The organism is Arthrobacter sp. NPDC058192, from assembly GCF_042883665.1.
GTDB lineage: Bacteria > Actinomycetota > Actinomycetes > Actinomycetales > Micrococcaceae > Arthrobacter.
Window position 1 is genome coordinate 14,403 of sequence record NZ_JBHVVJ010000008.1, and the last position, 19,703, is coordinate 34,105.

General features: G+C 68.2%; 16 protein-coding genes. 5 read left to right on the forward strand and 11 right to left on the reverse strand.

Annotated features, from left to right (window positions below):
* Positions 1-178: 178 nt before the first annotated feature.
* Positions 179-1,927, forward strand: a complete 1,749-nt coding sequence (locus ACFVVK_RS09655; protein WP_390266200.1) for a pyruvate dehydrogenase — start codon at positions 179-181, stop codon at positions 1,925-1,927.
* Between the two features lie 110 nt (positions 1,928-2,037).
* A complete protein-coding gene (locus ACFVVK_RS09660) occupies positions 2,038-3,318 on the forward strand; it encodes a serpin family protein (RefSeq protein ID WP_390266201.1) in 1,281 nt (426 codons plus the stop codon).
* A gap of 142 nt (positions 3,319-3,460) precedes the next feature.
* On the opposite strand, the gene ACFVVK_RS09665 is transcribed toward ACFVVK_RS09660, so the two are convergent.
* Complete coding sequence (locus ACFVVK_RS09665) at positions 3,461-4,342, reverse strand: hydroxymethylpyrimidine/phosphomethylpyrimidine kinase (protein WP_390266202.1); 882 nt, start codon at positions 4,340-4,342, stop codon at positions 3,461-3,463.
* A gap of 133 nt (positions 4,343-4,475) precedes the next feature.
* Here ACFVVK_RS09665 and ACFVVK_RS09670 point away from each other — a divergent pair, with 133 nt between their 5' ends.
* Positions 4,476-5,882, forward strand: a complete 1,407-nt coding sequence (locus ACFVVK_RS09670; protein ID WP_390266203.1) for an MFS transporter — start codon at positions 4,476-4,478, stop codon at positions 5,880-5,882.
* A gap of 103 nt (positions 5,883-5,985) precedes the next feature.
* On the opposite strand, the gene tgt is transcribed toward ACFVVK_RS09670, so the two are convergent.
* From tgt to ACFVVK_RS09695, 5 genes are all read right to left on the reverse strand, one after another.
* Positions 5,986-7,317 (reverse strand): tRNA guanosine(34) transglycosylase Tgt, encoded by a 1,332-nt coding sequence (gene tgt, locus ACFVVK_RS09675; RefSeq protein ID WP_390266204.1) that lies wholly within the window; start codon positions 7,315-7,317, stop codon positions 5,986-5,988.
* 33 nt (positions 7,318-7,350) lie between these two features.
* The gene (locus tag ACFVVK_RS09680; protein ID WP_390266205.1) at positions 7,351-8,076 is read right to left on the reverse strand and encodes an SRPBCC domain-containing protein; all 726 of its coding nucleotides are present in this window, start codon (positions 8,074-8,076) and stop codon (positions 7,351-7,353) included.
* A gap of 94 nt (positions 8,077-8,170) precedes the next feature.
* Positions 8,171-9,226 (reverse strand): DUF6707 family protein, encoded by a 1,056-nt coding sequence (locus ACFVVK_RS09685; protein ID WP_390266206.1) that lies wholly within the window; start codon positions 9,224-9,226, stop codon positions 8,171-8,173.
* A gap of 120 nt (positions 9,227-9,346) precedes the next feature.
* Entirely contained in the window at positions 9,347-9,886 is a 540-nt protein-coding gene (locus ACFVVK_RS09690) for an NUDIX hydrolase family protein (protein ID WP_390266207.1), read from the reverse strand.
* 47 nt (positions 9,887-9,933) lie between these two features.
* Positions 9,934-10,719, reverse strand: a complete 786-nt coding sequence (locus tag ACFVVK_RS09695) for a VOC family protein (protein ID WP_390266208.1) — start codon at positions 10,717-10,719, stop codon at positions 9,934-9,936.
* Between the two features lie 118 nt (positions 10,720-10,837).
* Here ACFVVK_RS09695 and ACFVVK_RS09700 point away from each other — a divergent pair, with 118 nt between their 5' ends.
* Both ACFVVK_RS09700 and ACFVVK_RS09705 read left to right on the forward strand, forming a co-directional pair.
* The gene (locus ACFVVK_RS09700) at positions 10,838-11,437 is read left to right on the forward strand and encodes a YdeI family protein (protein WP_390266209.1); all 600 of its coding nucleotides are present in this window, start codon (positions 10,838-10,840) and stop codon (positions 11,435-11,437) included.
* Positions 11,438-11,597: 160 nt separating this feature from the next.
* Positions 11,598-12,395, forward strand: a complete 798-nt coding sequence (locus tag ACFVVK_RS09705; RefSeq protein WP_390266210.1) for a phosphatase PAP2 family protein — start codon at positions 11,598-11,600, stop codon at positions 12,393-12,395.
* Here ACFVVK_RS09705 and ACFVVK_RS09710 read toward each other — a convergent pair.
* The 5 genes from ACFVVK_RS09710 to ACFVVK_RS09730 form a co-directional block, all read right to left on the reverse strand.
* Positions 12,348-14,282, reverse strand: a complete 1,935-nt coding sequence (locus ACFVVK_RS09710; RefSeq protein ID WP_390266211.1) for a glycogen debranching N-terminal domain-containing protein — start codon at positions 14,280-14,282, stop codon at positions 12,348-12,350. The two genes, ACFVVK_RS09705 and ACFVVK_RS09710, sit on opposite strands and share 48 nt — an antisense overlap.
* A 56-nt stretch (positions 14,283-14,338) precedes the next feature.
* The gene (locus ACFVVK_RS09715) at positions 14,339-15,475 is read right to left on the reverse strand and encodes an ABC transporter ATP-binding protein (protein ID WP_390266348.1); all 1,137 of its coding nucleotides are present in this window, start codon (positions 15,473-15,475) and stop codon (positions 14,339-14,341) included.
* A 50-nt stretch (positions 15,476-15,525) separates the two neighbouring features.
* Positions 15,526-17,118 carry an ABC transporter permease gene (locus tag ACFVVK_RS09720; protein ID WP_390266212.1) on the reverse strand — a complete coding sequence of 531 codons (1,593 nt, stop codon included), beginning with the start codon at positions 17,116-17,118 and terminating at the stop codon, positions 15,526-15,528.
* Between the two features lie 5 nt (positions 17,119-17,123).
* Positions 17,124-18,179 (reverse strand): iron ABC transporter substrate-binding protein, encoded by a 1,056-nt coding sequence (locus ACFVVK_RS09725; RefSeq protein WP_390266213.1) that lies wholly within the window; start codon positions 18,177-18,179, stop codon positions 17,124-17,126.
* Between the two features lie 170 nt (positions 18,180-18,349).
* Positions 18,350-19,582, reverse strand: coding sequence for a glycoside hydrolase family 76 protein (locus ACFVVK_RS09730; protein WP_390266214.1), 1,233 nt, complete (start codon positions 19,580-19,582; stop codon positions 18,350-18,352).
* Positions 19,583-19,703: the final 121 nt, after the last annotated feature.

Here is a 19,703-nt window from a genome sequence, read left to right on the forward strand (position 1 = left end):
CGTCCGGCAGTTGGTGGCCAAAGGTGAGGGAGCGTCCGGCAGTTGGCGGCCAAAGGTGAGGGAGCGTCCGGCAGTTGGTCGCCAAGGGTGGGGGAGCGTTTCCTGGGCGTGGCTGACAGGCGGGCGGACTATATTGGCCTGTGTCAGCTCATCAACCGACTTCCGGGAGCGTGCACCCATGGCCAAGGAACTTGCCACCCAGCTCATCGAACAACTCCAGGCTGCCGGCGTGCAGCGGATCTACGGGATCGTGGGCGACAGCCTGAACCCGATCGTAGACGCCGTCCGCCAGACCGGCGGCTCGCAGAAGGGCGGGATCGACTGGATCCATGTGCGGCATGAGGAGGCGGCCGCCTTCGCCGCGGCGGCGGAAGCCCAGCTGACGGGCCGGCTCGCTGTGTGCGCCGGATCCTGCGGGCCCGGCAACCTGCACCTGATCAACGGGCTCTACGACGCCAACCGCTCCGAAGCGCCGGTGCTGGCCATCGCCTCGCACATTCCCAGCAAACAGATCGGCAGCAGCTTCTTCCAGGAAACCCATCCGGACCGGCTCTTCAACGAATGCTCCGTCTACTCCGAGCTCATCAGCACCGCGGAGCAGGCGCCGCGGGTCATGCACAGCGCCATCCAGCACGCCGTCGGGCTCCGGGGCGTCGCCGTCGTGACCCTTCCCGGCGACATCGCCGGCCTGGAGGCGACGGCGGAAACCCCGACTCCCGCGTCCTTCCGGCCCGCGACGCTGGTGCCGGACCCGGCCAGTGTGCAGGAACTGGCTGACGCCATCAACGCCGCCGGCAAGGTGGCCATCTTCGCCGGTGCCGGCGTCGAGGGCGCCCACGACGAGGTGGTGGCGCTCGCCGGACTGATCGCGGCGCCCATCGGCCACTCGCTGCGCGGCAAGGACTTCATGCAGTACAGCAACCCGTACGACATCGGGATGACAGGGCTGCTGGGCTACGGTGCCGCGGCCGAAGGCATTGAGGACGCTGATCTGCTGCTCCTGCTGGGCACCGACTTTCCCTACGACCAGTTCCTCCCGGCAACCCGCACGGCGCAGGTGGACCGGGCCGCCCACAAGCTGGGGCGGCGGACCGACGTCGACATCGCCGTGCATGGCGACGTCCTCCCGACCCTCGCAGCCCTCACGCCGCTGCTGTCGGCCAAGAAGAGCCGCCGTTTCCTCGACGCGATGCTCAAGAAGCACGACAAGCTCATGAACAAGGCCGTGGGGGCGTACACCCGGAACGTGGGGACGAGACAGCCGATCCACCCGGAGTACGCGGCCTCGCTGCTGGACCAGGTGGCGGCGGAGGACGCGATCTTCACGGCGGATACGGGCATGTGCAACGTCTGGACCGCGCGCTACATCAACCCGCTCGGCACCCGGCGGCTGATCGGCTCGTACCTGCACGGTTCGATGGCCAACGCGCTGCCGCACGCGATCGGCGCACAGCTGGCCTACCCGGGCCGGCAGGTGGTCTCCGTGTCAGGTGACGGCGGCCTGTCCATGCTGCTGGGCGAGCTCATCACGGTCGCGGCGCAGCGGCTTCCGGTCAACGTCGTGGTGTTCAACAACTCCACCCTGGGCATGGTGAAACTCGAGATGCTGGTGGACGGGCTGCCTGACTTCGGCGTGGACGTCCCGGACGCCAACTACGCGGCCGTTGCCCGGGCGCTGGGATTCCACGCCGTCCGCGTCACGGACCCGACCCGCATCGAGGCCGCGTACCGGGAGGCCTTTGCCCACCCCGGGCCGTCGCTGGTGGAGCTCATCACGGACCCCCAGGCCCTGTCCCTCCCGCCAAAGATCAAGGGCGCGCAGGTTCTGGGCTTCGCCACGGCCATGTCCAAAGTGGTCCTCAACCGGGGTGCCGGCGAGGCCGTCAGCATGGCCCGAAGCAACCTGCGCAACATCCCGCGGCGCTGAGACGACGGCAAACTGTGACCGTACTGGCATCGTCCCACCAGGTTCCGGCTGGTTGACTGTGGAGAGGTGGATTTCTGCCAATAGTCGGACGCACCGGTCGGAGGGCAGCCATGAAGACGTTGAAGACCGCCAGAATCGCAGCGGCGGGAGCCATCGTGGCCCTCACCGCGTGTTCGCATGCGGGCCCCGCGCTCTTGAAGGCCAATGGCGTGGAACGGATTCCGGCCGACAGCGCCGCATATGCCGCTGAACTAAGGGCCTTCCGGGCATCCGCCCACAAACTCGGCGGAGCGCTGCTGTCCGACGGCGGCGACGGTCTCAACGGGAACGTCGTTTCCTCGCCCGGAAGCCTGCTGATCGCCCTGGCGATGCTGCGGGCTGGCGCCACCGGAGACACGGCCGCCGAACTGGACGAGATGCTGGGCCTCCCCACGGACCGGCGGGACGCAGCCATGAACGCGCTGCTGGCCTCCCTCGAAAAATTCGACGGCGACCCTGGGGCCGTGGACGAGAAGAACCCGCCGCGTATACCAGTGATGCACATGGCGACCGGCCTCTTTGTGGACAAAAGCGTGTCCACGGGCGAGGAGTACCTTGACACCCTCGCCCTGCATTATGGAACGGGTGTGTACCCCGTGGACTTCCGAGACGAGCGCTCCACGAAGCCTGCTATGGATACCTGGGTGGAGGAGAACACCGGCGGCCGGATCAAGGAGGCGCCGGCGAAATACGACCCGGACAACACCTTCAGCCTGCTCAATGCGCTGTACTTCGCCGCCGCCTGGAGTGCACCGTTTGATCCGAACAACACCTCGGACCTTGCCTTCACCACGGCTGATGGCGTGGAAATCACCACTCCCGCCATGCACAACGAACTGAAAATGAAGTACGCAGCCGGCGAGGGCTGGCGCGGAGTTGATCTGCCGTATGCGGACGGCTTCGTCATGCGGCTGGTTTTGCCCGACGCCGGTTCCGGCCCGCCGGCCACGGCGTTCGCCGTCGGGAAGTTGACGGAGATTGCGGAAGCCTTCGACGCGGCGCAGACGGAAACCGTGCAGATCCAGTTGCCGCGGTGGGATCACAAATGCAGTTTTGACCTGCGCAAGGTCCTCGGCTCCCTCGGACTGCACAAAACGCTGAGCACTGCGGAGGACTTCAACGCCATCCAGCCGAAGCTGACGCTGACGCAGGCGGCCCAGGCCGCCAACATCACGGTCGCAGAGAAGGGCACCGTGGCCGCGGCCGTGACCCAGATCAACGGCGCAGTCACCGGTGTCCCGCCGCAGCCGGAGCGGACCATCGACTTCGACCGGCCGTTCCACTACGAGATCGTGCATGTCGAATCCGGGCTGCCCCTGTTTATGGGAACCGTGGCCGATCCCCGCTCCTGATGAAGGGCTCCCTCGGATCCTGCACGCAAGAAAAGGGGGCCGACAGCAGCGCGTGAGGGAGCGTCGGGATGGAAGCTCCCAAACGTGAGGGAGCGTCGGGGTGGAAGCTCCCACACGTGAGGGAGCGTCGGGGGTGGCGGGGTTAGCGCGGGCCGCCCTGCCAGAGCGCATCGAACGGGGCACCTGAGGCCACCCGGTTCCGGATTCCCGCGGTCACAAACGCCTTGGCCGTCCGGGCTGCCTCGAGCGGGGTCGCACCCTTGGCGAGTTCGGCCGTCACGGCGGCGGCCAGCGAGCACCCGGCGCCGGACACGGCCACTTCGCCCACCTTCGGGGCCGACAGGACTTCCAGCGTTTCGCCGTCGAAGTAGACGTCGACGGCGTCCGGCCCGGCCAGTCGCACGCCGCCCTTGGCGAGGACAGCGGCGCCGCTGAGTTCATGGATGCGGACCGCGGCGGCCTTGAGGGATTCGACGTCGGTGATTTCCAGACCGGAGAGCGACTCCGCCTCGAAGTGGTTGGGCGTCACGAACGTGGCCAGCGGCAGGATCTGGGCCTTGAGCGCCTGGTCCGTGTCCAACGCGTGCCCCGGCTCCTGGCCCTTGCAGATCAGCACCGGATCCAGCACCACGTTGGCGAACTGCCCGTCAGCCAGCGCCTCGGCCACCGTCGAGATCGTCGCCGGGCTGCCGAGCATGCCGATCTTCACCGTGTCCAGCACCGGTGCGCCGGACGCTGCGCCGTAGGCCGCCGTCGTCGCCTCCAGCTGGTCGGCGATGACCTGCTGGTCCACCGGGACGAACCGGTGGTTCCAGTTGTCCTGGGGATCGAAGGACACGATGCAGGTCAGATTCGCGATCCCGAAGACGCCGAGTTCCTGGAAGGTCTTCAGGTCAGCTTGCGCGCCGGCGCCGCCGGTCGCTTCGGAGCCGGCAATGGTCAGCGCGACAGCGGGGGAGGAGACAGTGCCGGCGGCGGTATCGGTGACGGCCAGGGCAGCGGAGTCGAACGCGGTAGAAGTCATGGTCCTATCCTGCCATTTCGCCGCAACGGCACGCATTGTGCTTCTGAACAGGCATTTGATGAACCCGGCCACGCGGACTAGGGTGGCGGACGGCGTTGCCTGCAGGCGGCGCCGGATCCAGGAAGGTTCATTGATGAGCACCCAACTGTCCGAAGCGGCACAGACCCGAAGAGCCGTCGGCAACATCCTCAAAGGCTCGGCAGGCAACCTTGTCGAGTGGTACGACCTCTACGTCTACACGGTCTTCGCGGCCTACTTCCAGGCCCACTTCTTCAACTCCAAGGACGAGCTCCAGGCCGGCCTCGAGGCGATGGCGGTGTTCTCGACGTCGTTCCTGATGCGCCCGATCGGCGCCTGGTTCTTCGGCCGCTACGCCGACCGCAGGGGCCGCAAGGCAGCGCTGACGCTGAGCGTGACCATGATGTCCGCCGGTTCCTTCGCCATCGCGGTGCTGCCCACCCAGGACGTGATCGGCCTCTGGGCCATGATCCTGCTGGTCCTCATCCGCGTACTCCAGGGCTTCTCCGTAGGCGGCGAATACGGCACCAGCGCCACCTACATGTCCGAGGCGGCCACCAGCAAGCGCCGCGGCTTCTTCTCCAGTTTCCAGTACGTCACGCTGATCGGCGGCCAGATGCTGGCCCTGCTGGTGCTCGTGGTACTGCAGAGCGTGATGCCCAAGGCCGAGCTCGGCGAGTGGGGCTGGCGCATCCCGTTCGCCGTGGGCGGCGTCGCCGCCCTGGTGGTCCTGTGGCTGCGGCGGTCCATGGAGGAAACGGTTTCCACGGAACAGATCGAGGCCGCAAAGGCCCCCGCCGCTGCCGGTGAGGCGCAGCCGGGGACCATGAAGCTGCTGTTCACGAGCTATTGGAAGCCGCTCCTGGTCTGCATCGGGATCACCCTTGGCGGGACGGTGGCGTTCTACACGTACACCAACTTCATCCTCAAGTTCATGAACGATACCTCCGGCATCGCCAAGACCGACACGTCGATCATCAACTTCTGGGCACTGTTCATCTTCATGCTGCTCCAGCCGGTCTACGGAATCATCTCGGACAAGGTCGGCCGCAAACCCCTGCTGCTCTGGTTCGGGGTCACCGGCCTCCTGTTCACCTGGCCGCTCCTGTCCACCCTCGCCGGCACCAAGGATCCCTTCACCGCGTTCCTGCTCATGATGGGCGGCCTGCTGATCGTCGGCGGCTATACCTCCATCAACGCCTTGGTGAAGGCCGAACTGTTCCCGGCCTCCATCCGCGCCCTCGGCGTCGGACTCGGCTACGCGATCGCCAACTCGCTCTTCGGCGGCACCGTCCCGCTGATCGGCGCCGCGCTGCAGAAGGCCGGCCAGGAGGAGCTGTTCTTCACGTACGTCACGGTGGCCATCGGCATCTCGCTGCTGGTCTACATCTTCTGCCTGCGGAACAAGAAGTCCACGCACCTGGACCACGAGCAGGGTCACGCCTGGGAGCCGGCCACCGGTTCCGCGGTCGCCGGTCGCACGGACGACGACGGCAGGTTGGTCGACGCCTCGCGCCGCTAACGCCAGCCCCAGACAACGACGACGGCGGGTCGCCGGCTACGGAACGCCGGTTCCGGGGCGCCTCGAAAGTCAAGAGGCGCGAACCCAGCTACGGCGCGTAGGGCTAGGAGTAGTAGCGGCCCAGGGTTTCGGCCTTGAAGTCGAAGAAGTTGCCGGCTTCGATGGCGAGCCGGGCGTCGTCCACCATCTTGACCACGAAGCGCTCGTTGTGGATGGAGATCAGCGTGGCCGAGACCATCTCCTTGGCCTTGAACAGGTGGTGGATGTAGGCCCGGGAGTAGTTCGTGCACGCATAGCAGTCGCAACCTTCCTGGAGCGGGCCGAAGTCGCGTTTGTACTTGGCCCCGGAGAGGTTGTACCGGCCGGTGGGGTGGTAGAACGCCGAGTTGCGGGCCACACGGGTGGGCGAGACGCAATCGAAGGTGTCCGCCCCGTTCTCGATCGCGGTGAAGATGTCGTCCGGTTCGGAGATGCCCAGCAGGTGCCGCGGTTTGTTCTCCGGCAGCTCCTCGTTGCACCAGCGCACGATCGTGCCGAGGTTCTCCTTCTCCAACGCCCCGCCGATGCCGAAGCCGTCGAAGTTCATGGCGCCGAGGTCGCGGCAGGCCTTGCGCCGCAGGTCCTCGTACTGGGCGCCCTGGATCACGCCGAACAGGGCCTGGTAGGGCTTGCCGGCCCGGGCGGAGGTGAGCCGGAAGTGCTCGGTGATGCACCGCTCGGCCCAGCGCCGCGTCCTTTCCAGGGACTCCTCCTGGTAGCCGCGGGAATTCTGCAGCGTGGTGAGCTCGTCGAACGCAAACATGATGTCCGCGCCGATCTGGTGCTGGACGTTCATGGAAATCTCGGGGCTGAACCGGTGCCGGTCGCCGTTGAGGTGGCTCTTGAACCACACGCCGTCCTCGTCCACGTGGGCCAGGCGTTCCTTGCCCGGGGCGACGGCGTCGTCGGGCCCTGAATTGTCCACCGACTTCATGTCGATGACCTTTTTGAACCCCGAGCCCAGGCTCATCACCTGGAAGCCACCGGAGTCGGTGAACGTGGGCCCGCGCCAGTTCATGAACGCGCCCAGCCCGCCGGCTTCGTCCAGGACGTCGGCGCCCGGCTGCAGGTACAGGTGGTAGGCGTTCGCGAGCACGGCCTGCGCCCCGAGTTCTGCAATGGATTCCGGCAGCACCGATTTGACGGTGGCTTTGGTGCCGACGGCGATGAACGCCGGCGTCTGGATCTCGCCGTGCGGGGTGGCGATGGTGCCGGTCCGCCCCAGGAACTCCCCGCCGTTCGCGGCAACCTGCCTGGCCGACGGCGGGCACGCCTCGCTGAGGCGCTTGCCCACGCGGAAGGAGAACTCGGACTGCAGGGCAGGCGCCGACAGGGAACCGGAGACGGAATCGGCGACCGGACCGGACAGGGGATCGGAGACAGGATTGGCTGGCACGGTTCAAGTGTGCCAGCTAACGCTGCCCAGGCCTTAGTGGACGGGATCCGATGTGGGGTAGTTCTCAGCCCGCCATTTGTCCCAGTAGTTCCGGATCGCCTCCAGCTGATGGGCCCCGAGGTCATAAGTGGAGACGATCGCGAGGGATCCGCCGTCGGGCCGGAGGTCGGCGACGGCGGGCTGGTCCGCGACGATCAGCAGGCCGTCCCCGTGCTCGGCGTAATGGTGGACCGTCAGGCCGACCTGGTGGTTGCTGCGGAACCACACCTTGCCGGAGATCTCCTCCCCGGTGGGCAGCGTGAGCGAATAGGCCTCTCCCCGGGCGGGAACATCGCCGAGCCCAAGCTTCTCGATCGCTGACCCCTCGGAACCGGGGACGGCGAAGAAGAAGGTCCGGCGCTTGCCATGCGGGTGGCGTTCCAAGGCGAAGCGCAACTGGTGGAGGAACGTCAGCCAGCCCTGGGTGATGTCCTCGTCCCAGGCGGCCCACTCGGAATTATGGTCGACCGCGGCCCGCGTGACGCTGACTTCCGTGCCGTCGGAGACAGGTTTAAGTGTGAAAACGTCCCCGCCGTCGACCACCAGGGAAGTGTGGTCCGCGCCTTCGACCACATTCGGGCCGAAGTAGATTTCGTTGATTTCGGCCGCCTGGTCATCGGCCTCCCACCCGTGCCATTGGGCGATCCTGGCGGGTTCGCGCAGCATGGTCCAAACTTGCTGCGCGTCGGAATTGATCACAACGCTCAGATTGTTCGTCATGGGGTGAATCTACAACGCCGCGCCGGGTACGGGTAGGGCCCGAGGGATAAGCGGACCGGTCCGCCCGACGGGGGACAGGCGGACCCCGCGTAGGTCAGGCGCGGACCGAGTCCAGTTCGTTGCCGATCCGGCGCTCCAGCTCGGCGGCGCCGATCGTCTCAGAGCCGCCGTGGGCGCGCAGGAACAGGAGCGCCTCAAGCCGCAGCAGCCGCCATTCCCGTTCGGCCTCCGGGTTCGCGCTGTCGATCGAGCGGAAGATTTCCTTGTCGTACAGGTTCGGCTCATTCAGCGAGCGCTGACGCACCTTGGCGTTCATTCTTGCCTTGAACGGGTCCGTTTCCATGACCTCGGGCGCGCGGAGGAACTTTTCATAGACGGCGGCCCGCTCGTCCTGGCCCAGCTGGCGGCAAATGTAGCTGGAGAGCGCCAGGGAGGCCTCCACCGAGGCCCAGCGGCCGGGGTTGCCGTCAAACGGCAGGACGTTGAGCAGATCCGCGACCGCCAGGGCGCGTTCGGCGTCCTTGAGGATGACGAAGAGTTCATGGGCGAGGTCGCTGAGGTCCTTCAGGCAGCTCCCGGACTTCGTGTTGATGCCTTTGGCGAGCCGTTCGCTCAGCAGGAGCACCCCGACGGCACCTGGATGCGCTTTGGCGACCGCCTCCACCAGGGATTCCGGCGTGCCGTCCGGCGTCGGGATGAGGGCCAGGTCCGCTTCGCTGGGTCCGCTCACCGCGGGCGGCGCAGCAGGCTGGGGAGGAACGACGACGGCGTGCGCCGCGGGGGCGCCAGGGGAGTCCCCGGAGGCAACGCCGTCGGAAGCGGCGGAAGAAGCGTGCTCGGGGGGAGTCGTGTTCCGGGAAATTTCTGCTGTGTCGACGTTTCCGGCCGTGATTTCTACAGTCTCCGGTGCATCCGGTCCGGGCTCGGCGTCTTCGGCGAGCCGGACCGCGGATCCGGCGGCGATCCGGAGCACGCCGCCGCCGCTCAGGGTCGCCAGGACGATAGCGGGCGTACCGAAATCGTCGGTTTCGACGTCCACCCGATGGACCTCGGCGGAGCGGATTCCGTCGGGCAGGATCAGGCGGTCACCGGCCCGCAGAGATCCGGCCTGCTGTTCACTGTAGTTCCGGGAGGCGGGCGGGTGGGTCATCGGGAGTCCTTAGAGTTCTCTTGCAGTCCGCCCAACAGTCTACAAAATCTGGTGCGTGAAGTCGGGGACGCCGGTGTTCGCCCGGGCGTCCCCGGGAGGCACCGGTCCCACAAGAGCCCTCTAGTTTCCGACCCCCGCGAAGGCCAGCGCCTGACGGATGAGGGCGCCGCGGCCGCCACTGAATTCAAGCTGGACGTCCGAGCTCATGACCTCCTGCGGGGTCATCCAGGTCAGCTCCAGGGCGTCCTGCCGCGGGGAGCATTCGCCCGTGACGGGAATGACATAGGCGAGCGCAACGGCGTGCTGGCGGTCGTCGGTGAAGCCGGTATGGGACGGGGACGGGAAGTACTCCGCCACAGTGAACGGCACCGGGCTGACGGGCAACTGCGGGAATGCGAGCGGACCCAGGTCTTTCTCCATGTGGCGGAGCAGGGCGGCGCGGATGGTTTCCCGGTACAGGACCCGGCCCGAGACCAGGGAGCGGACCATGGTGCCGTCCTCGTCCGCCTGCAGGAGGGTGCCGACCTCATTGACGAACCCGAGCGGGTCCAGTCGGACCGGAACGGCCTCGACGTAAACCATCGGCAGCCTGCCCCGGGCTTCAAACAAGTCGTCGTCGGAGAGCCAGCCGGGATTCGGGTCAGGGGTGCGCACATTCATGGTTAAGTTCTACCCCATCCCCGCGTTTGCGGGCTGACGACGTCCGGTCAGGAGCCCGCCGGTTTCGCCGAAATCCAGAGCATCGCGCCGTTGGGGTTCTCCGGCAGGTCGGCCGCGTCCGGGTTGGCCACATGCAGGCTCCGCCCGAAGGCCTCTTCCGTCATGCTGACCCGGTGGCCTGCCGCCGCCAGGCGGTCCCGCAGGGCGGTGAGGTCGCCCGTGTATTCAAAGCCCAGGCCGGACCGGGCGGTGCCGTTGGCGGGCCGCACCATCAGCACCCCGCCGTTTTTCGCCGTGAAGTCCGCGGTTTCGTCGGCGTCCGGGGTCGGGCGGAGCCGGGCGCCCATGTTCCGCAGCGTTTGGGCGGCGCCGGCCGCGTCCGGCGTGAACCAGACCTCGACGACGGCCAGGGCAGGATCGGCGTCAGCACACTGCGCGCCGTGGGCGGCCTTGTCCGCGAAGAAGCCGAATCCGTCCTCGCCCGTAATCCGGCAGGTCTCGCCATGCCGGGCCTGGACCAGCTCCGCCGGGGCGTTGCCGTCCTCCACGCTGGCCGCGTTGGTGCGGCGGGCGAACTCCGCAAGGTCCCCGACCTCGACGCCGAAGTCCGTCCTTCCATCCGGCACGTCCCCGCCGGAGCCGGCGCCGGCAGCACTGCCGACGGCTCCGTCTCCGGCGCCGGGCGCCACACGGTGCAGGGCAAGGCGGCCCGAACCGGCGTCGAACTCCTGCCAGTCGCCGCGATCGACCGTTCGCACCATGCCGAGGTCGGACAGCAGCTGCTCCCACTGATCCATGCGGGAGGTGTAGTGGATGGGGCGGACGCGCAGCATGGGATCTCCTCGGCAGGACGGGTTTGGCTCCACAACACATCGTGCCACCAAAGCACTCATCCGGTCAGCCCCGCCGGAGCACAATCCAGGAGGCACAATCCAGGGGCACAATGGGGCCATGGCTGTTGAACTTGAGGAACTGCTGGTGAAGGACGCCGCCGAATGGCGCGCCTGGCTGGAGCGGCACCACGCGGACAGTCCGGGTGTGTGGCTCGTGCTGCACAAGAAAGGCGGCTCGGTCACCGAACTGGACTACGAGGCCGCGCTGCAGGAGGCGCTGTGTTTCGGCTGGATCGACGGTCAGGGCCGGCGGCGTGACGAGGAGAGTTCGTTCCAGCGGATGACCCGGCGGGGGCCGAGGAGTGTGTGGTCCGCGCGGAACGTGGAGCGGATTGGACGGCTGGAGTCAGCCGGGCGGATGGCCCCGGCCGGGAAGGCCGCCGTCGCCTCCGCCAAGGCGGACGGGCGCTGGGAGGCCGCCTATGTGGGCTCAGCCACGGCGGAAGTCCCCGCTGACCTCGCGGCAGCCATCGCGGCGGAGCCCCGGGCGCAGGCCATGTTCGAGGTCCTGACGTCTGTGAACCGGTACGCCCTGATCTACCGGACAAACGCGGTCAAGCAGGCCTCCACCCGGGAACGGAAGATCGCCGGGTTCGTGGAGATGCTCGCCCGGTTCGAAACGCCGTACCCGCAAGCCAAACGGCCCACGGATATGTGACGGGCCGCCGCGCTGTAACGGCCCACGGAACTGTAACGGCCCACCGCACTGTGACGGCAGCCGTTGCGGCCGAGCCGGCCGCCGGTCGCCCGAGGCGGGTCCCAGTGAACTCCCAGCGATCTTCCGGGCTGCAGGTAGTTGCTGCTGCCAGGATGGAGCGATGCCCCTTGCCCAGCGTGCTCCGCGACCCTCCACCGCACTGCCGTCCCAGCGGGGACTTTTCTTCGCGGCAGCGGGCCTGCTGATTGTGGGGGAGACGGTCTTCTGGACCGTGCTTGCCGCGGTGCAATCGAAGAGTGGTGTGGCCTCCCTTGACGTGCCCGTGCACGACGGGATCGTGGCGTCCCGGACCTCGCTCACCACCGCCTTTCTGACGGCCGTGACCACGGTCACGTCGCCGTTATGGATGACTGTGATCGGCTGCGCGTTGGGCCTGGTCTGGGCGGTGTGGAAGCGGGAAGTCTGGCGTCCCGCCCTGCTGGTCGGAGCCATGGCAGCCACCTTTGCAGTCTCCACGCTCATCAAGCACGACGTCGGCCGCGCCCGCCCGGCAGCCAGGGATTTCATGCTGGGACCCGACGATGCCCTGTCATTTCCCTCCGGCCATACCTTCGGTGCCGGCGTCTTCTTGTTCGTCCTCTGCTACCTGCTGGTGGCTGCCCGCGGCCCGCGTGCCGCCATACGGCCCAGCGCAGGGGCGACGTCGGTGCTCGCCTTCGCGGCGGCGGCAGCCGGGACGCTGGTGGTCGGCTATAGCCGGCTGTACCTGGGCTACCACTGGCTTACGGACGTGCTTGCTTCCATGGGCCTAATGCTCGCCGTTACCGGGATCGTCATCCTGGCCGACGGGTTGCGCACCGCCAGGGTCTCGCGGCCGGCGGCGGACGCTGACCTTGCGGCGGCAGTCCCGTCAGAGCCCTACGCCCATGGCCTGGGCGATCACCACCGCGGACGCTGAGGACCACGCCTGCGGGTGGCACGACGCCGGATACGGCACCGCCACTTCCGAGTCCTCGGCCCGTATGCCGGCGAAGACCTCCGGCAGCCGGTGCCCGAAGGACGCCGCGGCCGCCAACAGGCCGTCGGCGAGGACGCGAGCCTCGGCGATGAAACCCTCGGCCAGCAGGCCGCGGATGGCGATGGCGGTGTCGTGGCTCCAGACCGAGCCGCAGTGGTAGCTGAAGGGCCAGAACCCTGCAGCGCGCCGCGAAATCGTATGAACCCCGTAGCCGGAGAACAGCTCAGGGCTCACCAGCCGATCCGCCACGATGCGTGCTTCGGCCTCGTCCAGGAGGCCGGTGCCCAGCAGGTGTCCCATGTTCGAGCCCGGGATGTCGAGGGGAATCCCCTGCCCGTCGAGGGCCATGGCCGGAAACGGGCCGGCGTCGTCCTCAACCCAGAAGCGCTCACGGAACCTGTGCCGGAGGGCGGCGGCGAAGTCCCGCAGTGCCTGACTTCCGGGTTCGCCGTAGGCGTCAAATATCTCGGCTGTCTCCAGCGCTGCCTGGTACGCGTAACCCTGCACCTCGGACAACGCGATCGGTCCCACGGCCTGGCGGCCGTCCCTGAACTGCATGGCGTCCCGGGAGTCCTTCCAGCCCTGGTTGCTCAGCCCGTGCCCCGTGGCGTCCCGGTAGCTGAGGAACCCCCCGTTCCCCGCTCCATCCCCGTCGCTGGCTCCGGAAGCCCCGGCGGCGAGCAACCATTCGGCGGCGCGCGCCGCGTTGGGCAGCAGCGACCGGACGGCGTCGTCGTTCCGGCCTGCTCGCCAGAGTTCGCCGAGCAGGCAAAGCCACAGCGGCGTCGAATCCACGGCCCCGAAGTACACCGGCGGCAGGCGCAGGCCCTGGCTCTCGAGCACGAGTTCCTTGGACCGGAGTTCGTGCAGGATCTTGCCGGGCTCCTCGGCGGCCGCCGCATCGGTCCGCGTGCCCTGGAAGGCCGCCAGTGCCCGCAGCGTTCCTGCGGAAAGCCCGGTGTCCAGGCCGGCTTCCAGGGGCAGCAGCAGCCGGGCCGCCCAGAGCGAGTCCCGCCCGAACAGTGTGAAGTACCACGGCGCCCCGGCGGCGGTGAAGGGAGCGTCCGGCAACTGGCGGGTGGCCAGCCGGAGCCCGGCCACTTCATCGAGGGAATTGTCCAGGAGCAGGCCCAAAGCCCCCGCCGGCCCGGTCCGCGCCGGCCGCGACGACGGCGGGCGGGCGGCCACCACGGCATCGTCATCGTCGGTGAGGACGGCCTGCCATTCGGCCTCGAAGGTCCGGCCCCGGCCCAGGCTCCCGCGCCAGGCGAGCCGGCCGTCCGGGGTTACGGCGCCGGGGGCGGCGACCGACAGGGTCTTTCCGCCCTCCCGCCAGCGCAGCGCCGACTGGTCGGCCCTGGCCGGCTCCGACGCCTCGCGGAAGCGGCTGAGGCGGATCTGCGCCATGTCCGTGAAATCGGCAGCCAGCTCGACCTCGACCTCGACGTCGAGGGAATCGAGGGAGGTGCGCAGCTGGAGGCTGTGCCGCACCACGCCGGGCGTCACGGTCCAGGTCTGCACGAGCTCCACCGCGGGATCCTCCGTGGGGCCAGGGATGCCCCGGACGAGTCCCCGGACGCGCAGGACGCCGCCGGGCTCGGTCTCGACTGTGGCAGGTTCGGGCTCCAGCCCGTTGACGCGCACGAGGGCCCGGGACAGCATCCGGGTGTCGCCGTGGAGGAGGCCGGTGAATCCGGCCGGATCGCTGGGGTTGCCGGCCCCCGCCGGGCCTGCCTCACCGGCCAGGCGGCCGTCCGGATCGAGCCACAGCTGGGTGGGGGCCGCAATGGAACAGTGTTGGCGGTGCAGGCCTGGCTGAACAGTCATGCGCCCACCCTATGACGGGCATAAGGCGAGCTGCTCGATTGGCTAGCCGCATGTCCCTACGGGGCGGCCTGCTCGTCCATCGGGAAGGCCACGGCCTCGCCCACCACGCGCAGCCGCAATTCCGTGCCGGGCCGGGCGATGGAGGCGTTCCAGTGCCGGATGGTGATGATTTCCCCGCCGCCGGGGTAGCGGTGGTCCGGAACGGCGCCGGCGGCCAGGACCGGCGGGATGGGGAGCTGGAGCCGCACCGTCGTCTCGGGGCCGAAGTAGTCGGTGTCCACCACGGTGCCGCGGATGGGGCCGTCCTCGGCGATGCGGATCTGTTCGGGCCGCAGCATCAGCTGGACCCGGCCCTGGGCCGGCGGCCGGCGCACGGGGATGCCGCCGAGCGAACAGGTGGCCAGGGAGCCTTCCATCCAGGCATCCAGGATGACGGCGTCACCCAGGAACTCGGCGGTGGCCCGGTCTGCCGGGCGGGTGTAGACCACGAAGGGGTTGCCGATCTGGGCCAGCCGGCCGCCCCGCATCACGGCCACCTGGTCGGCGAAGGACAGTGCTTCGGCCTGGTCGTGCGTGACGAGGATCGTGGTGACGCCGGCGTCCTTCAGGACCTGGCCCACGGCGCGGCGCGTGGCCACCCGCAGGCCGGCGTCGAGGGCTGAGAACGGCTCGTCCAGCAGCATCAGTTCCGGCTCGCGGGCCAGTGCCCGGGCCAGCGCAACCCGCTGCTGCTGGCCGCCGGAGAGCTGGTGGGGGCGCCGCCTGGCCATCGCCGCGTCCAGTGAAACCATTTCCAGCAGTTCGCCCACCCGCGCCTTGACGCCGCGGTGCCCGCCGGGGAGCTTGCCGGCGTCCAGACCGAAGGAGATGTTCTGCCCCACCGTCAGGTGCGGGAACAGCGCGCCGTCCTGGGCCACGTAGCCGACGTGGCGCTTGTGCGCGGGGACCCAGGCGTTCTCGCCGGCCACTTTGCTGCCCTTGAGCGAGATGCTGCCGGTATCGGGGTGTTCAAACCCGGCGATCAGCCGCAGCAGCGTGGTCTTGCCGGAGCCGGACGGCCCCACGATCGCCGTCGTTCCGCCCTTGGCAACCGAGAGGTTGACGCCCTGGAGGACGGCCTGGGAGCCGAAGTTCTTGGTGACCGCGTCGATCTCCAGATGGCTGTTGGTGCTGGTGGCAACGGAGGGCGCGATCCGCGGCTCGGGGAGGCGGGAGGGTGCCTCGCGCGTGGGGTAAAAATCGGTCACTGTCCGGCTGCTTTCTTGGACTGCTGGAAAAGGAGGTAGGTCATGGGCGCCGAGATGACGATCATCAGTAGCGCGTACGGGGCGGCGCCGGCATAGTCGATCTCACTGCTCTTGCTCCAGAACTCGGTGGCGAGCGTGCGGGTTCCGTTGGGCGAGAGCAGCAGGGTGGCCGTGAGTTCGTTGACGATGCCCAGGAACACCAGGGCCGCGCCGCCGGCAGCGGCGGGGGCCGTGAGACGCAGCGTCACCCGGCAGAAGGCCAGCAGGGGCGGCTTCCCGAGAGCCTGCGCGGCTTCGTCGAGTTCCTTCGGCGCCTGGGACAGGCCGGAGCGGAGGTTCACCAGGGCCCGCGGCAGGAACAGCAGCACATACGCCGCGATCAGGAGCCCGGAGCTCTGGTACATGCTGGGGAGCATCCGGATGCTCACAGTCACGAACGCCAGGCCCACCACGATCCCAGGCATGGAGCTGGTGATGTAGTTGGACAGCTCGAGGGATTTGCTGAACCAGCCGGGGCGCCGCACGGCCAGATAGGCCATGGGGAACGCGACCAGGGTGGTGACCGCGGCGGCGGCGACGCCGTAGACCAGGGTCTGCAGCAGGGCCGGCAGAAACTCCTCCGCCGCCCAGACCTCGGGGCCCCCGGCGACCACCCAGCGCAGCACGAACGTCAGCGGCAGGCCGAAGGCCAGCCCGGTGAGCGCGACCAGGGACAGCTGGGCCGGGAGCTGGTAGGCGTGCAGCGGCAGGCGCAGGGCGCGCGCCTGGGCCCCGGAGCCGATCCGGGCATACCGGGCGGTGCCGCGGCTGCGGACTTCAACGACAAGCAGGACCAGGCACAGGAAGACCAGGACGCTGGCGAGCATGTTCCCGGCGGTGCCGTTGAAGGTGGACTGGTACTGCACCATGATCGCTGTGGTGAACGTGTCGAAGCGGATCATCGCAAAGGCGCCGTATTCGGCCAGCAGGTGCAGCGCGACCAGCAGCCCGCCGCCGGTCATGGCGATGCGCAGCTGTGGCAGCACCACCCGGAAGAACGCAGACCAGGCGCCGAGCCCCAGGGAGGCCGCGGACTGCTCGATGGCCGGGTCGAGGCGGCTGAGCGTCGCGGCGGCCGGGATGTACACCAGCGGGAAATAGGACAGGGTGGCCACCAGGACCCCGGACCACAGCCCGCCCATGGAGGGCACCGCGGACACCCAGGCGTAGCTGTTGACGAAGGCGGGGATGGCCAGCGGGGCTGCGAGCAGCACGGCCCACCACTTCCGGCCCACCAGGTTGGTGCGCTCGACGAGCCAGGCGCCGCCGACGCCGAGAACCAGGCACAGCGGCACCGTGACAACTGTCAGCAGGACGGTGTTCAGCAGGAGCTCGCCCACCCGGGGGCGGACGATCAGGGCGACGGCGGTGTCCCACCCGGTGGCGGCCGTCATGAAGACCACGTAGACCAGCGGTATCAGGGAGAACAAGGCGATCAGGACCGCCAGGATGGACACTACGGAGACGCCGAAAGGCGGGCGGGGGCGCTTGCCCCTGCCCGCCGTCGTCGTATCCCCAGATGGAGCGGGGATCGCCAGCTTGCTAGTCACTTCAGTTACAGCAGTCCTGCCTGGGTCATCAGCTCGGTGACCTTGGCGGAGTTGAGCTTGGCCGGATCCACGGTGGGCGCCTGGAGCTCCTTGAGCGGAACCAGCTTGTCGTTGGACGGGACGTCCGAGCCGATGGCGTATTCGAACGAGGTGCCCTTCTGGAGGACCTCCTGGCCCTTCTTGCCGGTGATGAACTTCAGGAAGGCCTGGGCGGCTGCCGCGTTCTTCGAGGACTTGAGCACGCCGCCTCCGGAGATGGAGACGAAGGCGCCCGGGTCCTGGTTCTTGAAGTAGAACGGCGTGACGTTCTTGGAGTTCTCGCCGGTCTTGGCCTGGTCGCCATAGTAGTAGTAGTGGTAGATCAGGGCGGCGTCCACCTCGCCGGCATTCACGGCCTTCATGGCCGTGCTGTTGCCCTTGTAGGCCTTGGAGTTTTCCTTCATGCCCTTGAGCCATTCCGCAGTGGCGGCCTCGCCCTTGAGTTCCAGCAGGGCCGAAACGATCGCCTGGAAGTCGGCGCCGGACGGCGAGGCGGCCCAGCGGCCCTTCCACTCGGGCTTGGCCAGGTCAAGCATCGACTTGGGCAGCTGGTCGGCGCTGACTTTGTTCTTGTCATAGACCAGGACGGTGGAGCGGGCGGCGATGCCCGTCCACTTGTTGGTGGAGGGGCGGAACTCGGCGGGGACCTGGTCGGCAGTGGCCTTGTCCACGTCCGCGAAGAGGCCGGCGTTTTCCACCTGGGCCATGGCGGGGGAGTTCTCGGTGAGGAAGACGTCGGCAGGCGATGCCGCACCTTCCTGGACAATCTGGTTGGACATCTCAGTATCGTCGCCCTGGCGCACGGTGACCTTGATGCCCGTTTCGGCGGTGAACGCGTCCACCCACTCTTTGGTCAGGGACTCGTGCTGGGCGTTATAGACCGTGATCTCGCCGGACGCCGTGCCGTTTGTGGCGGCCCCGGTGGCGGCAGGGGAGGATGAGCCGGAGCCGCAGGCGGCAAGGCCCAGGGCGGCAGTGGCGGCCAGGGCGATGCCCGCCAGTGCGTTGGTGCGGATCTTCATGGGGCTACTTTCTGCAAGGAAGTCGTCGTAGGTGCCTGCTCCCCGTGAGCGGGGAAGTTAGGGCATGCTCACTAACAACGACTGTAGGTTAGCCAAACCTAAGCAACCAACCCGATGGGCCCTTCTGTGATCAGGATCACATGAATTACGAAACTATTGCGTGACTTAATTCAGGCGGGCTTGGTTGCGGCCGCGGAGGCGACCGACGCGGCAGCCTCGAACACCATCCACGCCTGGAGCTGGGTGGAGAGTTCGACGGCGGCTCCCTCCGGATAGCTGCGGCGTGCGGGAAGCGCCGTGCTGTCGGAAAAGACCAGGTGGCTCCCGGCCCGGGCCAGGCGGTCCTGCGGCGGGAGAATCCGGCGGCCTTCCCACAAGGCCTCGGCTGTATCGTTCACCAGTGTCGCAGCCGTGGCCCGGGTTTCCTCGGGCAGCCGTTCGTCGCCGGCGGCCAGGGCGAGGTACCGGACCAGGATTCCGGTGAAGAGCCCGCCGTCGCCCGTTCCTTCGCAGCGCAACACGGCAGCGCTGCGGCCCAGCAGCGGGGCCGGTTCGGTGAGGCTTCGCGCTACGGCGTCCACCAGTGCGGCCGCCCGGCCGAGGTTCGCGTCGCCCCCGAGTTCCAGCAGCGCGCCGAGGACGGGCCCCTGGTTGTAGGTGTAAATGGTGTCCACCAGCGCCACTTCGCCCGTGCCGGAGATCCGCAGGCCGTCCCGGTACAGGCCCTGTTCGGGCTCGTAGAGGCGGGCGTCCAGCCAGTCGAGCAGCGCCTGGGCCTTGGCCCGGTTGCCCGTCCGCGCGTAGTAGAGGGCGACAGGCGCGGTGGCGGGCGTGTTCTTGAAGTCGCGCTTCCTGCTCCAGAAGGTGCCTCCGCCGAGGTCGTCCGTGGAGGCGGAGTCGAACTGCAGCGTGAGGCTCTGAAGGATCTTGGCGTTGCGCTCGCGGCCGGTATGTTTGCGGGTGTCCTCGGCGAGCCTGTCCAGCCGTTGCGTTGCCAGGGCCAGCCAGGCCATATCGTCGTAGTAGTTGTTGACTACGGAGAATTTGGCCCCTGAAAAGCTGGGCACGGTGAAGAAGTTGCGCAGCCGGATACCTGAGACAAGCCGGGAGGCGAGCCTGCCGGCGCTGGGCCGGTTTTCGCCGTCGAACTTGGGCCCCGGATGCTCCGCTGAGCCCACTTCCCGGCGGCCGGTGTCCACGAGGCAATCCAGATAGTGCGCTTGCCACCAGTAGTGCCAGGGCCGCGAAAGGTTTTTCAGCCGGCCCGAGGGGCGGAGGGTGGCGGCGATGTGTGTCCCCGGCAGGAAGAAGAGCCGCTGCCCGAAAAGCCTGGTCACCGATCGGGCGGCCTCGTCCGCGCGGAAGGACCATTTGGGGTTGGAGGAGGAACCGGCTCGGGTCATGGCCCAAGCCTAATGGCGGGTGGCGGTGCGGCTGTGACCGGAACGGACCCCCGCGCGGCGTGGGCGCGGGGCGCGGCTGCCGGTCAAAGGTGCGGAATGTGCGCATTCCAGTTAACATTCA

Excerpts from the sequence above, each read along its gene's own strand:
- ACFVVK_RS09685 (WP_390266206.1), bottom strand. The coding sequence starts at position 9,226 with ATGACCCACCCGCCCGCCTCCCGGAACTACAGTGAACAGCAGGCCGGA.
- ACFVVK_RS09680 (WP_390266205.1), bottom strand. The coding sequence starts at position 8,076 with ATGACGAACAATCTGAGCGTTGTGATCAATTCCGACGCGCAGCAAGTT.
- ACFVVK_RS09710 (WP_390266211.1), bottom strand. The coding sequence starts at position 14,282 with ATGACTGTTCAGCCAGGCCTGCACCGCCAACACTGTTCCATTGCGGCC.
- ACFVVK_RS09700 (WP_390266209.1), top strand. The coding sequence starts at position 10,838 with ATGGCTGTTGAACTTGAGGAACTGCTGGTGAAGGACGCCGCCGAATGG.
- ACFVVK_RS09665 (WP_390266202.1), bottom strand. The coding sequence starts at position 4,342 with ATGACTTCTACCGCGTTCGACTCCGCTGCCCTGGCCGTCACCGATACC.
- ACFVVK_RS09690 (WP_390266207.1), bottom strand. The coding sequence starts at position 9,886 with ATGAATGTGCGCACCCCTGACCCGAATCCCGGCTGGCTCTCCGACGAC.
- ACFVVK_RS09725 (WP_390266213.1), bottom strand. The coding sequence starts at position 18,179 with ATGAAGATCCGCACCAACGCACTGGCGGGCATCGCCCTGGCCGCCACT.
- ACFVVK_RS09695 (WP_390266208.1), bottom strand. The coding sequence starts at position 10,719 with ATGCTGCGCGTCCGCCCCATCCACTACACCTCCCGCATGGATCAGTGG.
- ACFVVK_RS09705 (WP_390266210.1), top strand. The coding sequence starts at position 11,598 with ATGCCCCTTGCCCAGCGTGCTCCGCGACCCTCCACCGCACTGCCGTCC.
- ACFVVK_RS09655 (WP_390266200.1), top strand. The coding sequence starts at position 179 with ATGGCCAAGGAACTTGCCACCCAGCTCATCGAACAACTCCAGGCTGCC.
- ACFVVK_RS09730 (WP_390266214.1), bottom strand. The coding sequence starts at position 19,582 with ATGACCCGAGCCGGTTCCTCCTCCAACCCCAAATGGTCCTTCCGCGCG.
- ACFVVK_RS09670 (WP_390266203.1), top strand. The coding sequence starts at position 4,476 with ATGAGCACCCAACTGTCCGAAGCGGCACAGACCCGAAGAGCCGTCGGC.
- ACFVVK_RS09660 (WP_390266201.1), top strand. The coding sequence starts at position 2,038 with ATGAAGACGTTGAAGACCGCCAGAATCGCAGCGGCGGGAGCCATCGTG.